Origin of the sequence: Catelliglobosispora koreensis DSM 44566 (genome assembly GCF_000379685.1) — a bacterium.
GTDB lineage: Bacteria > Actinomycetota > Actinomycetes > Mycobacteriales > Micromonosporaceae > Catelliglobosispora > Catelliglobosispora koreensis.
Genome location: NZ_KB903290.1, coordinates 362,876 through 375,096 on the forward strand (window position 1 = coordinate 362,876; position 12,221 = coordinate 375,096).

The 12,221-nt window shown below is 62.4% G+C and carries 16 protein-coding genes; 8 read left to right on the forward strand and 8 right to left on the reverse strand.

Going from position 1 to position 12,221, the window contains the following annotated elements; genetic code table 11:
* Nucleotides 1-2: 2 nt before the first annotated feature.
* Nucleotides 3-575: a hypothetical protein gene (locus A3E1_RS0131895; protein ID WP_020524884.1), complete on the reverse strand. Its 573-nt coding sequence runs from the start codon at nt 573-575 to the stop codon at nt 3-5.
* 255 nt (nt 576-830) lie between these two features.
* Here A3E1_RS0131895 and A3E1_RS0131900 point away from each other — a divergent pair, with 255 nt between their 5' ends.
* From A3E1_RS0131900 to A3E1_RS45315, 4 genes are all read left to right on the forward strand, one after another.
* The gene (locus A3E1_RS0131900) at nt 831-1,367 is read left to right on the forward strand and encodes a hypothetical protein (RefSeq protein ID WP_020524885.1); all 537 of its coding nucleotides are present in this window, start codon (nt 831-833) and stop codon (nt 1,365-1,367) included.
* Between the two features lie 157 nt (nt 1,368-1,524).
* Entirely contained in the window at nt 1,525-3,204 is a 1,680-nt protein-coding gene (locus A3E1_RS0131905) for a TIR domain-containing protein (RefSeq protein WP_157631856.1), read from the forward strand.
* A gap of 189 nt (nt 3,205-3,393) precedes the next feature.
* On the forward strand, nt 3,394-4,533 hold the full coding sequence (locus tag A3E1_RS45310; RefSeq protein ID WP_020524887.1) for an OmpA family protein: 1,140 nt from the start codon (nt 3,394-3,396) through the stop codon (nt 4,531-4,533).
* A 10-nt stretch (nt 4,534-4,543) separates the two neighbouring features.
* Complete coding sequence (locus A3E1_RS45315; protein ID WP_051105208.1) at nt 4,544-5,125, forward strand: sunset domain-containing protein; 582 nt, start codon at nt 4,544-4,546, stop codon at nt 5,123-5,125.
* A 57-nt stretch (nt 5,126-5,182) separates the two neighbouring features.
* Here A3E1_RS45315 and A3E1_RS47805 read toward each other — a convergent pair whose 3' ends face one another.
* The 3 genes from A3E1_RS47805 to A3E1_RS0131930 form a co-directional block, all read right to left on the reverse strand.
* Nucleotides 5,183-5,338, reverse strand: coding sequence for a hypothetical protein (locus tag A3E1_RS47805; RefSeq protein ID WP_020524889.1), 156 nt, complete (start codon nt 5,336-5,338; stop codon nt 5,183-5,185).
* A gap of 103 nt (nt 5,339-5,441) precedes the next feature.
* Nucleotides 5,442-6,449: a hypothetical protein gene (locus A3E1_RS0131925; protein WP_020524890.1), complete on the reverse strand. Its 1,008-nt coding sequence runs from the start codon at nt 6,447-6,449 to the stop codon at nt 5,442-5,444.
* An 86-nt stretch (nt 6,450-6,535) separates the two neighbouring features.
* Nucleotides 6,536-7,441 carry an oxidoreductase gene (locus A3E1_RS0131930; RefSeq protein WP_020524891.1) on the reverse strand — a complete coding sequence of 302 codons (906 nt, stop codon included), beginning with the start codon at nt 7,439-7,441 and terminating at the stop codon, nt 6,536-6,538.
* Nucleotides 7,442-7,506: 65 nt separating this feature from the next.
* On the opposite strand from A3E1_RS0131930, the gene A3E1_RS0131935 reads away from it, so the two are divergent.
* The gene (locus A3E1_RS0131935) at nt 7,507-8,097 is read left to right on the forward strand and encodes a TetR family transcriptional regulator (protein WP_157631857.1); all 591 of its coding nucleotides are present in this window, start codon (nt 7,507-7,509) and stop codon (nt 8,095-8,097) included.
* 67 nt (nt 8,098-8,164) lie between these two features.
* Entirely contained in the window at nt 8,165-8,428 is a 264-nt protein-coding gene (locus tag A3E1_RS0131940; RefSeq protein ID WP_020524893.1) for a hypothetical protein, read from the forward strand.
* A 4-nt stretch (nt 8,429-8,432) separates the two neighbouring features.
* Here A3E1_RS0131940 and A3E1_RS0131945 read toward each other — a convergent pair whose 3' ends face one another.
* On the reverse strand, nt 8,433-9,320 hold the full coding sequence (locus tag A3E1_RS0131945) for a LysR family transcriptional regulator (RefSeq protein WP_020524894.1): 888 nt from the start codon (nt 9,318-9,320) through the stop codon (nt 8,433-8,435).
* A 362-nt stretch (nt 9,321-9,682) separates the two neighbouring features.
* On the opposite strand from A3E1_RS0131945, the gene A3E1_RS0131950 reads away from it, so the two are divergent.
* Nucleotides 9,683-10,156, forward strand: a complete 474-nt coding sequence (locus tag A3E1_RS0131950; RefSeq protein WP_020524895.1) for a carboxymuconolactone decarboxylase family protein — start codon at nt 9,683-9,685, stop codon at nt 10,154-10,156.
* Between the two features lie 77 nt (nt 10,157-10,233).
* Nucleotides 10,234-10,698, forward strand: coding sequence for an anthrone oxygenase family protein (locus A3E1_RS43160; RefSeq protein WP_020524896.1), 465 nt, complete (start codon nt 10,234-10,236; stop codon nt 10,696-10,698).
* Here the strand turns inward: A3E1_RS43160 and A3E1_RS0131960 are convergent, their stop codons facing one another.
* Genes A3E1_RS0131960 through A3E1_RS0131970 form a run of 3 tightly spaced genes read right to left on the reverse strand, consistent with a single transcriptional unit; the run spans nt 10,699 to nt 12,126 of the window.
* Nucleotides 10,699-11,361 (reverse strand): DUF6766 family protein, encoded by a 663-nt coding sequence (locus A3E1_RS0131960; RefSeq protein ID WP_020524897.1) that lies wholly within the window; start codon nt 11,359-11,361, stop codon nt 10,699-10,701. It abuts the gene before it with no gap.
* A 2-nt stretch (nt 11,362-11,363) separates the two neighbouring features.
* The gene (locus A3E1_RS0131965) at nt 11,364-11,840 is read right to left on the reverse strand and encodes a hemerythrin domain-containing protein (protein ID WP_020524898.1); all 477 of its coding nucleotides are present in this window, start codon (nt 11,838-11,840) and stop codon (nt 11,364-11,366) included.
* A gap of 40 nt (nt 11,841-11,880) precedes the next feature.
* Complete coding sequence (locus tag A3E1_RS0131970) at nt 11,881-12,126, reverse strand: hypothetical protein (protein WP_040392291.1); 246 nt, start codon at nt 12,124-12,126, stop codon at nt 11,881-11,883.
* Nucleotides 12,127-12,221: the final 95 nt, after the last annotated feature.

The following is a 12,221-nucleotide window of genomic DNA, read 5'->3' on the forward strand; positions in this document are numbered from 1 at the left end:
CGTCAGCGGGGGCGGAAGCCGTTCTTGGCCATGTATTCCAGGGTGCTGCCCTCAATGCGGGTGTAGAGGGCATCCAAATCGAGACCAGCCTGCGGCATCATGCCTTCCACCAGGCTTTGCATCTTGTGATCCATTCCCAGGCAAGTGAATCGCGAGCCGATACCCGCGGGCACCATGTCGGGATTCCTGGAGACGATTTCGTAGAACCATGGTCCCGTGGACAGCACTGTTACTCGGTCATCGGCGTGGGGAAACCAGGGCTCTCGTGGGTGCCAAGGCCGGTCTCCGTGCGACATCATGATTGTCCACTTGCGATGGACCAGAACGTCCCGGTACCCACCGAACAGCTTCTTCTCAGATCTCGTGACGAGGAAGGCCATGGCCTGCCCAGCGGGGGAGTTGGCCGCTCGTAGAAACGGCTGTATGACCTCGGCGGTGACTTTCCCAATGAACTGATCCTGGGCGCGCCGGATCGCGACCTTCTGCTGCGCCGCGTGTTCCTGGGCGTGCGTGGCAGCGCCCTCTTGTGCTCGAACCCGGTCGGCCGCCTCACGGAACTTGTCGTCCCACGTCATGACTGACCGTCCACTGAAATGGCGCGAGCGTTAGCAAGTCTGTGCAACGCGAAACCAGTCGTCTTCTTCATCACGTATCGATGCTGACAGGTACCGAGGTTGATCGATCCGTCCGAACGGCCGGTCATCCCCGCCGTAAGCACACTTGCCGGGGGTCCACAAACGACGGACCAGTCTGTGGTTCGCCGCGGAAGTTCCTCCAGGAGATAGCATCTGGCGACAGGATCGGACCATATCGTTGAACGGAGTACGAGAGTGACCCTCGTCGACCGTCTCATCGCCCCGGGCGCGACGCGTGGCGAAATCGTGGCTGGTTTCACCACGGCCGCCGCCGGTGGGCTGCTCGGTCTGGCCATCGCCTGGCGTGCTGGGTTATCCGCGCTGGCGGTGGCCGTACTCACCGTGGTCTGCTTCGACCTCTTTGGTGGGGCAGTGGTCAACGCGACTGACTCCGCGAAACGTTGGTACCACAGGGCCGGGCGCACCCGGGTGCACCACTTTGCCTTCGTCGCGTTACATCTCCACCCGTTCGTGCTGGCCCTTGTCGTGCCAGGGTTCTCCTGGGTGGCTGCCGCCGTGACCTATACGACGGTGCTAATCGCCACCGTGGCTATCGAGTTCGCCCCGGCCGCCTTGCGCCGCCCAGTCGCGTTCGCTGTGACGACCCTGGGCATGACGGTGGTCATCGCGTTCTTGGCTGTCCCGGCCGCGTTCGCGTGGATCATCCCCGTCCTCATGATTAAATTGCTGCTCGCCTATATGCTGCCCGAGCGGCCCACGCCCTCAAGCTGAGAGTCAAGTGCCGGCGTGCGGGCGCGCAGGCTTTCCCGCCGAGCAGGTCGCCGGAACCCTTTCAGTGCACCGGTTTCGCGAACCGCCACGGTTTGGTGATCGTGGCTTGCGTCGTCCCAGCGCTGTGGCCCTGGCTTCGAGCCATACAATTAGATGCGTGACTGGATTCCACCGGTTTCGGGCCGGGCTTGAACCTAGTGATTCGCTTGAAAGTCTGTCGGCAGGGGGATTGAGCCTCGATCAGGTCGTGTCATCGTTCGGCGATGCGAGGGTTCGGGCCGCCGCGATGCACGACAGGATTCGGGAGCTGGTCCGGCGCCCACGGTCGCGTGGCTACCCACCTTGGATTTTCATTTCGTACCGCTGGGAAGGCCCAGAGGCGAAAGCCTGGGTCCGGCGCCTCGCGGATCGCTTGCGCGAGCGTGGTTTTCGGGTCCATTTGGATCAGGACGAGCTGCCTGTATCAGACGTCGGGCCGCACGGGATTGAAATTGGGCGATTCGTGGCGCAGATTGTTGATTGCCACTATTTTCTGCGAGTGGTTACGAGAGGTTTGGCAGTCGCCGCCAACCATGAGTGGATCGGGGAAGAGAGCCAGCTCGCTGGGTGGCTGTCTGAGTTCGGGCAGGTGCAGATTGATTTGGTCAAAGAGTGGCCAGCGCCTGACGCCGAGGAGAACAGTTTCCAGGTGAGCTTGGAGGACGTGCGCGGCTATCTGCATCAAGGCAAGACAATCAGCATCCTGGAGCAGATGGAGCGCAAGAGCATCCTAGTCGTCGACATCTCGCAGGATCCCGGCGACCTTTCAGCTTTGGACCAGGTGCTTGACTACCGTGGTCTGACACTGTCCAAAGAGGAAGAAGAACAGCTGGTCTGCTTCATGGAGCAGGCAGCTCCGCTATTGGATGCTCGCGACGGCGCAAAGCTATTTGGCTTGCTTCAGGCGAACGCCGCCATCGCGGATACCGATGAGTGGACGCAAGTATTCGCTCATGCCTATGCGCTGGCGGGCCGGACCAAGGAGGCCGCAACGTTCGCCCTGAACGTTCTTGAGATGACCACGCCACTGCTCGAGACCAAATGGGACATGTGCCTTCTGCTATGGGACCTTGGGCGGAAGGCCACCGCTCTGCACTACATGTGTGCGATGAGAATCTTGGGCGGCCGTTTCGACCTCAAGGTGACCGGGATGATCGCTGACATCCTTGATGACCTCGGCTGCCACTTCGAGGCACTCAACTTCTATCAGTACGCCTTGGCGCTGGCCCGAAACCAAGCTGACAAACAGATCGCGTTCGGTGTGGCAAATGAACTGCGGCGGGCGTCACGGGGTGGAAGGCCAGACGATCGGATGTTTCGCGAAGCCCGAGCTGAAGCTAGGGCGAAATATGGGAACCTGCCAGCCTGGCTACTCAACGACACCGCGTACGTCTATCTATTTCGGTTCGGTGATGGTGAAAGCGCGCTGCCTCTCCTCCAAGAGGCCATCCAATCGGATCCCGCCCATGTGAACGCGTGGATCAATCTGATCGCCGCTCTCGTCACCCTGAGGCGTGAGAAAGAAGCCGTAAAAGTGCAACTGGCCGCCCGCGAGCTGTTCCCAGCCGAGCCAAGGCTGAGGTGGCTACCGCCTCCTATCGAGGTTCATCTCGCCATCCCTGCCGCCAGCCACGAGTGCGGCACTTGCCGATCTCAATTTCGAGCCCATGATGGCTTCCTCTGTGGACATTGCGGAGCAGCGTGCGGTCACAACAGACCTTGTGCCGCTTGTGGGCATCGCCAGAAAACTGACACGCGCTGTCCCGTGTGCGGAGCTTCATCACTTCGGCGACGCTAGGACTGGCAAACGCACGCCAGCAGTCTCACATCAATCCACCGGGGCTGGTCTGGGTCCCCGCCCGGGCATTATCGCCCCATCCCGCTCGATGCTCACCCTGTTCCGGCGAATCCACCCCGGTCAGCTGGATTATCGGCGATAGTCGGCCATATCTGGACCGGTATTGCCACAAAGACGGGGGAGGGGCACATGCCGAGCATTCTCCGAGATTCGCCAGGGCCCGGTGAGACGATCATCCGCCGGGCCAAAACCACGACATACACCAACGGCCGGGGCTTGTTGCCCTGGCTCCTCGCGGCGCTTCTGGTGCCGCTTGCGCTGGCCTGGCTCTGGTTGTATCCAGGCGGTGGCCGTGAACGCATCGAGAACGATTTGAGCGACAAGGCCCGCGGCGCGTTATCGGCCGCAGGGTTTGGCGGTGCCGGGCTCGCGTTCAACGGTGCCGACGCCACTGTGTGCGGAATCGCAGCAGGACAAGAGGAAGCGGCACGGGCCGCGGTCAAATCGGTCTCCGGCATCAACAACGTACGTGTCGCGGCGGCTGGAGACACGTCATGCGGTCCGGTCGGTGGCGGGACGAATCCCACCACGGCAGGTTCGCTAGCCGCCGAGGTGCGTGACAACGCGTTGGTACTCAACGGAATCGTGCCCGATGAAGCGGCAAAGGCACAACTCGTGCAGGCCGCCACCGCGACAGCCGGTGGCCGTGCTGTGGTTGACAACCTGACAGTGCAGTCAGGTGTCCAGTTGCCTGCTACCGCAGCGGAAATGGGCACCGTCGCCGGAATCCTGGCTGCCGTGCCCGGCGAGCACCAGCTCCAGTGGAACGGCTCGACAGTGACACTGACGGGAACGGTGCCAACCGAGCAGGACAAGGCGAACGCCGAGCAGATGGTGAAGCAGGCCGCTCCAAGCGCGACAGTCGACAACCAGCTGACCGTCTCCGGAGCGGGTGGCACCGTCGACAAGGCGGCCCTGCAGCAGAACATCGACGCGGCACTGCGTGCGCGGCCAGTGACGTTTGAGCCTGACTCGGCGACCCTTACCGCGCAAGGAAACCAGACCCTAGAAGAAATCGCGCCGATGCTGGCTGCCGCGACAGGCGTGGCGGTACGCATCGAGGGGCACGTGGCCGCGGTTTCCTCGCCCGTCGCCGGCCAGGAGCTGAGTGAACAGCGAGCACAGGCCGTGATGCAAAAGCTGGTGGACCTCGGAGTGCCCGTGGGACAGCTGAGCGCACAGGGCCTTGGCGACAGCGATCCGGTCGCCGACAACAACACCGCAGAGGGCCAAGCGCTCAACCGCCGTGTCGAGATCACTGTCCAATAGGGAGGCTAAAATGGGATACCTTTTCAGGCAAGTATGGTTGTGGTGTCTGCTGTCGTTCCTGCTCGGCTCACTGATGACCTGGCTCATCATGCGGGCGACGAGACGGCCAAAGGTTGAGGTGACCGAGGAACGGATTCAGGGACCAAGCCTCACCGAGCGTCCCACCAGGAGCCCTATGGCCACTGATACGTCAGCGCCGCCACGGTCTGGTGTGGACACTGGCCGGACTTCTGCCATGGATCTCGACTCAAGGCAGGCAACAGGAGCCGCGGCCGCGGGGGCCACAGTCGCTGGAGCGGCCGCCACTGGGCGCTCGATGACGCCGCCGTCGGAGAAGGCCTCGCTGAACGATTCAACGATGCGCATCGTGGAACCGGGTCCATATCCCGGCTCGGCACGGCCCAATGCCGATGGTTCCCCTCCATCACGCGAATACCTGGTGAAGGGAAACATGAACTCGATGCTGTACCACACCACCGAGTCGCCGTCTTATCGCGAGACGCGGGCGGAGATCTGGTTCCGCACACCAGCCGAGGCGGAAAGCGCTGGCTTCACGGCGTGGAACCGTAACCCGAAACAAGCCAGAAGGTAGAAAAGACGCACGTGACCGCCCGCAAGCAGCGGGCGGTCACGTGCGCTTACCGCTCAGCTAATACCAGTATCGGCGGCCGAGAACCGGCCGGTTGAGACCCCCGAGCAACATGAGAACTGCGCCGACCACGAGCAGGATTATGCCAATGGTCGTCAAGATGCCTATGCCCGTCAGCCATCCGGCTAGCAGGAGAACTAGACCCAAAATCAACATTCGAGCTCCATGGGGACTTGGACTACGTGCGATTCCATCTCTGTACCCACCTCGCCCGGCACAGGAAACCTAAACGTCGTCGCCAGTTGCTCTGGTGTTGTAGCTAAGGCGTCTTAGGGCCGATGCCGTCGGCCGGTGTGGGGCGTACCCCCAACCCGTGCTGGACGCTGAGGAACCGGTAGGTGACCTGCTTGAGTGTCCACAGCAGGTAGCCCCGCTCGGCCTGGACGATGTCACGGTTGTCCGCATGGGACACCTTGCCCACCACTACCCAGTTGTTGGGGGCCGAAACCACGACGGCCTCGCTTGCCCGCCCGGCAGCGGACCCGATCGCATCACGTGCGGCCCGGGCATCCTCGTCGGTGGTGTAGAGCACCGCCGTGAAGTCAACGACCGCATCGCTGTCGTCGGTGGTGAATACCCCATGGAGGGTACGAACGCAGCCCGTCCCGCCCACGGGAAGTACCCCCGCGCAGCCCGCCTTGTCGCTAGCCGACACTCGCCGCAGTGTGTCGCCAGACGCTGTCCAGGTCTCTTCAGGGAACGCTTCGGCAGCCCCATATGGCGTGGGAGCCGCCTGCGCGATTCCGATAGCCAGACCGGCCAGCATCGTTGTCGCGAACGCCCCGCACAGCAGGTGTGTTTTGCGCCCGGCCAGGCTTTCCTGCTTCAGGAACGACACCAGCACCGCACACACGACAAAGCCGGCGAGCCCAGCCAGGCCCCACAGGAGACCGTCGGACATCTGGTAGGAGCCAGGTCCTTTGAACAGCTTGCTAAACGACGACCCGCGACCGGGGACAAACGTCCACGACGTGACCACGATAGGCACCGAGAGCACAAAGTATGCCGCCTTGACCAGCTTGCTCATCCGCTTGAACGCGAGCACCCCGGCCGCGATCGTGGCTATCGGCAAGGCAACGATCAGCCATCCAGCGGTGGTCATTCCCGTTGCGGTGCAAGCCGTTGCTTGACAGGCGAACTCGATTACCGCGGTACGCACGTATCTTCCAACGAACGCTACGCCGAAGATGACGGCGATCACGGCAGCGATGGCGAGCAGGCCGAATAAAGGAGCGAAGCGGCTCTTCTGAGTAACAGGGGAAGTCACGGGAGGCGATCATAGCCAGTGCCGTCAACGCCTCTCGTCGTGCCGCCTAGGAGCGCTCTATTCAGCGCCCCTAGGCGAGCTCTTGCCTAGGGTTCTCGCGCGATGGCCGCACCAAAGGTGTACGTCACGCCCGTGAAGTCCTCGGACAACTCCCAAAGGCGGCGGGCTGTTTCAAGCGAAGTCGCTGTCGCGATGGGCTGCTCGATTTTGGGATGCCCACCGCGCCCTGGGCCAAAGTACTGTCCACTTTGGACCGATGGATCAGTGGCCGCGTACAACTGGCTCAACACGCCCTTTTCGACGGGCTGAGCGAAAAGCTTGTTACTGAGCGGGCCTAGCAGCTTGAAGATGCCTGTGGGCCCTGTGGTTTGCAGGTTGGTAGCAGCGTATCCAGGGTGCGTGATGAGGCTGCGCACGCCCGAGCCGGCTGACCGCAAACGGCGGGCGAGCTCGAGGCCGAACAGGACGTTGGCGAACTTTGACTGCGCGTAAAAGGCAAGCGGTGAATACTTTTTGGCTCCCGTTAGATCGTCGAAGTGGATGTGGCCGCGGCGGTGCAGGTCAGAGCTGACGGTCACGACACGATCGGTTATCTGCGGCAGCAACAGTCCCGTGAGCGCGAAGTGGCCGAGATGGTTGCCGGCGAACTGGCTTTCGTGTCCTTGCTTGCTCAGCACGCGCGGCGGCATCATCACTCCGGCGTTGTTGACGAGAACGTCGATGCGGGTTTGCTTGAGCTCTTCGGCGAGCTGGCGAACCGTGTCGAGGTCGGTGAGATCGGCGATGTTGAGCTGAAGGCTGGCGCCAGGCACCTGACCGGCGATCGCGGCGAGCGCTGTTCTGCCCTTTTCCGGGTTGCGGACAACCATGATCACGTTGGCATGGTGGCGTGCTAGCTCCAGTGCGGTGACATAGCCGAGGCCGCTGTTGGCGCCGGTCACCAGGAACGTGCGCCCGGCCTGGTCCTGGATGTTCTGCGCTGTCCAAGTCATACTTCACAGCATGCCGCGTGTGGCACTGAGTGTCAACAGTGGCTCAGTGTGACGAATCAGCTATGATGAACGGCGTGACCTTCGGAAACCTCGCCCAGCGCAAACGCCAGCTCGTCCGCGACGAGCTAGCCGAAGCCGCGCTGAAGCTGCTCGCTTTTCGGGGCTTCGAAGAAACGACCATCGATGAGATCACTGCGGCGGCCGGAGTGTCCCGCCGAACCTTTTTTCGGTACTACAAGTCCAAAGAGGACGTCATCATCGAGTTTCTCGGGCACGTGGGGGAGGAGATGCAAGCCGCTCTCGCCGCTCGTCCCGCCAGCGAAACGCCCACCCAAGCGTTGCGCCAGACGCTAACCGTGTTCACTGACGCCTGTGTGGCGTACCCGGAAAAATCTGTTCGTCTTACCAGGCTGATTCTCACCACACCCTCTTTGACGGCGCGTTACCTTGAGCGGCAACTCGAATGGAAGAACAAGCTCGCCGCGCAACTTCAGAAACGCTTAGGTGGCAAGAACAATCTGCGTCCCGTCGTCCTCATAGGAATGGCCTTTGCCGCTCTAGACGCAGCGCTGGACACCTGGTCGGCCAGCGACGGCAAGCAGGATCTCGCCGAGCTCCTCGACGAGGCCTTCGCGATCGCCTTCTCCGCTGACTAAGCGACTTCGCGTTGCTGCACACGACGAACCTGCTGTCCGGGATGACGTAGCGACGGTCGCCGCCACGGTGCTGTTCACGTTCGGGTTCGGCATTTGCATGTACCTGACGTTGCGGGCGACCAGGAACCTGCTGTGGCCGATCCTGCTGCATGGCCTGTACGACCCGGCCCTGTTCCTTGCCACCGGTGGCATCGACGCCGCCGCCGAGACAGGATCGCAAAGTGTGTTCCTCGCGCTGGCCGCTCCGGCCAACATTGTCTACATCCTCATAGGGGTGGCCGGGCTGATCCTGGTGCGGGGCAAGGCCACGGCCACACAAACCGCTGCCTGAGGCGCTAGGTGGTTGTTTGCGCGTCTTTGGCGGCTTGGATGAAGGCCCGAAACAGTGAGGTCTCGTTGACCGTGCGCCACACCGGTGCGTAACGCAACAGCGGTGCGTCGGTGATGGGGACGAAGGTGATGTCACTGCGCTGCCGTGAGGCGGCCGCGTGCGCGCCGACGGGGGATACGACGTTGCCTGTCCCAATGACGGTGAAGGCCTCTTCGAGCGTGGCCACGTTGGCTCCCGCCCGGATGGGCCGCCCGGCTGGTGTCATGAGTGGGGTGTGTGCTTCCCATACATAGTCCGGGATGGGGCCATCGGGCCGCACCACGAGGTATTCGCCGAGATCCTCCATCGTGACGTGATCCCGGCTGGCCAGGCGATGGTCTGCGGCCACGGCTAGCGTCAGCGGTTCGGTGTAGAGCTGCGGCCCGACCGTGAGATCAGGCTCACGCACAGGCAGCCACACCACGGCGATATCGATGCGGTCGGCGCGTAGCGCACCGAAGGGGTCGGTGGGCAAAACCTCGCGCATGCGCAGCTCACATTGCGGGTGCCGCTGCCGGAACAGGTCGATCACCGAAGCGATCTGCTGATAGTGGGTGGCCATGGTGCCGATCGTCAACGCCCCAGCCTGCCCACGAGCAGACGTAGTGGCCTCATCAATGCCAGCCATGATCTCGCCATAACCGGCTTTGAGCCGGTCGCGGAGCCGTTCCCCGAGCGGGGTCAGCCGCACGCTGCGGCTCGTGCGCTCGAACAGGGCCCCGCCAATGCGGCGCTCCTGCTGTTTGATCGACTGACTGACGCGTGCCTGTGACACCCGGAGGCGCTCTGCCGTACGCCCGAAATGGAGTTCTTCGGACAGCGTCACGAAGATCTCGATGTCACGTAGCTCCACCAGGCCCTCTCCTTCAGTCTCTGTGCAATCCGGAAGTTTACGGCCGTTACCTGAAAACGGTCGGAGGCGGGGGAACGCGCATAACGTCCGACGATAACCGGTGGCTTAAACGGCGATTCGATCTTTTGCGTTGTTCGCACCTACCGCCGCGACGATCGTGGAATCCATGCAGTGCGTCTACTGGAGAGAGGCTTGTCATGAATCGCCGGAAGAGATGGCTCCTGTTGGTACGCCGTCCTGGAGGTATCCCGCGGCGGTTTAGAGCCCGTCACCGTCACCCCCTTACGACGTCATCAGCGTCCCGGGGACCGCCCTCAGCATGCCGCACATGCCCGTTCTATCAATCAAGTGAGGAGCACAACATGCAAGCCCGTCTCAACGTCTTCGGCAGCCCCATCGCCACCAAAATGATCAAGCACATCTTGTCGGCGTCCAAAGTGGCCGCCGACTCGGCGCTGCCAGCCACCACGCAGGAGCTGGTAAAGATTCGCGCCAGTCAAATCAACGGATGCGGCTACTGCGTCGACATGCACACGAAGGACGCGGCCGCCGCTGGCGAGACCCCAGCGCGCCTCAACCTCGTCGCAGCGTGGCGCGAAGCCACGGTTTTCAGCGACGCCGAGCGCGCCGCACTGGAGCTGGCCGAGCAGGGCACCCGTATCGCGGATGCCGCGGGCGGAGTCTCCGATGAGGTCTGGGCCAATGCCGCCAAGCATTACGACGATGAGCAGCTGATCGCTCTGGTGTCTCAGATCGCCCTCATCAACGCCTTCAACCGGCTCAACGTCGTCCTCCAGATGCCAGCTGGTGGCTACCAACCCGGCCAGCATTTCTAACCGAGCACGCCCGAGATGTGTGGTGCCAGCATTTTCGCCGTGCTGGCACCACGCTCTCCCCATTAAGGAGCATCGTCATGACCAAGGTCGCGCGCTTCGCCAGCGTCCTATTCGCAGGACTGTTCGCCGGATTCCTCGTCGCCGTCCTCATCCTCGAACTGTCGCTGCGAAGATTCGGCGGCACCGTCTACACCCAAGTCCGTCAGGTCGAGCTCGACTCCCTCGACAAACTCGCCATCGCCACGCTTGTGCCGGCACTCATCGCCACCGCGCTCCTGGCCTACCGGACCTTCCGAACGAACACCCGGTGGCGAACCGTGGCCGCACTTGCCTTACTACTGTTCATCTTCGCGCTCACCCTCATCGTCAACCTGCCGATCAACACCGACCAGCTCGCCTGGACCACGCAGTCACCACCGGCGGACTGGGCCAGTGTGCGAGACCATTGGCAGACCGCCCACGCCGTGCGAACCGTAGCGGCAGTGCTCGCCTTCGGCGCACTGGCCACATTGGACGGCCCCGGCAATACCAGCCAGGGCTAGCTATTCGGTGCCAGTCTGGGCGTGCGGTGCAGTCACGGGCTTGGACTGTGGGGAGCCGTGCTGGCGTAACACGATGCTCAGCAACACAAGGGCGGCAACCGCGAGGAATTCGGACTGCCAGTTTTGCATCGACTGGAACCAAAAGTCAGCGGTGCCGAGGAATTGCCACACGCTCACCTGATCGGCTCCCTGCTCAAGGGCTTGCTGCTCATTGAACTCGGCGGTTCCCCCGATCAGGTGGCCCGTGAAGCTGAGCAAGAAGAACCCGAACAACCCCAGCGAAAGGCTGTTGCGGTATAGCCATTGCTGTATGCCGTGGGTTCGCGACCAAGCCGGCGATTGGGCCCCAGCGTTGGCTGGGTCGTCTTCGGCACGGTCTCCTTGGTCCAGCGGCTTGGATTCTGGTGATCCGCGCTGAACAAGCAAGGCGGTCAGGAGAACGTAGGCGCCCATTTGCAGGAACTCTGATTCCCAGTTTTCGAACAGCGCTTCTGTGAAGTGACCGGTGCCCAGGTAGTGCCAGAAGCTATCGGCCGCCAGGCCTGCCGCGGCGAGGTCGTCGTTGCGTACCTGCCATCCGGTCAGTGCCTGCAGGGCGGCGAAGATGCCGAACGCCGCCAGCGTGACTATCGACAGGGCGTTGTTTTTCAGCCAGCGAGGCACGTTTAGGCCTTTGCTGACATCAGCGCCAATGGGTCAGCCGGAGCGTGAGCCTTCGCGGCGGCCATTTGCTCGCCGAGCTCGGCCAGACGGTTACGGCCCAAGGCTTTACGCACCTTCGGGAACCACTCGTGCTCTTCCTCATCGGCGTGGTGTTCCACATTTTCGATCAGCACCGTCACTTTGGCGTCGAAGGTCTCATCAGCCGGGTCCAGGTGCTGCAGTTCTGAGCACAGCCACGCCACCACGTGGTGTTCCTCCACGGACTCGAGCACGTGGTCTTCTGCCTCGGGAACGCCTTCGCGGGCGGCGGGGTAGAAGATCGTCTCCTCGATGTAGGCGTGTGTGTTCAGTTCCTTAAGGATCTGGTCCACCAAGGCCCGTTTCTGCTTCGGTGACGCAGCTTTGTGTGTCTTCTCGAATTGGCGAAACAGACGTTTGACTGCTTTGTGGTCCTCTTTCAGAAGCACGATTCCGTCCATGACAACCCTCCTTGTGCTGATCAATATCTTGGCGGCAAAGTCATGACAACGAGATGGGAATGCCCGGATCAGGCCTGGCATAAACGAAGCCCGGCCGGCGCGCGTTCGACAGTGGCACGCTCGGGGCATGGGCAGCACCGTGCGCCTGACTGGCGAGCACGAGTTCGATCTCAACATCGGCAAGGTGCTTGAGCACTGAAGCGTGCCCTTCGTGATCCGCGAGATCATCGCCAATGCGCTCGATGAGCAGATCCTGACCGGCACACAGGACCCCGATGATTGGCAAAGTAAGCCCTGGCGTGTGGCACATCCGCGACTTTGGCCGCGGTCTGCGCTACCAGCATCTGACCGAAAACGAGAACGCCGAAAAGCGAAAACACC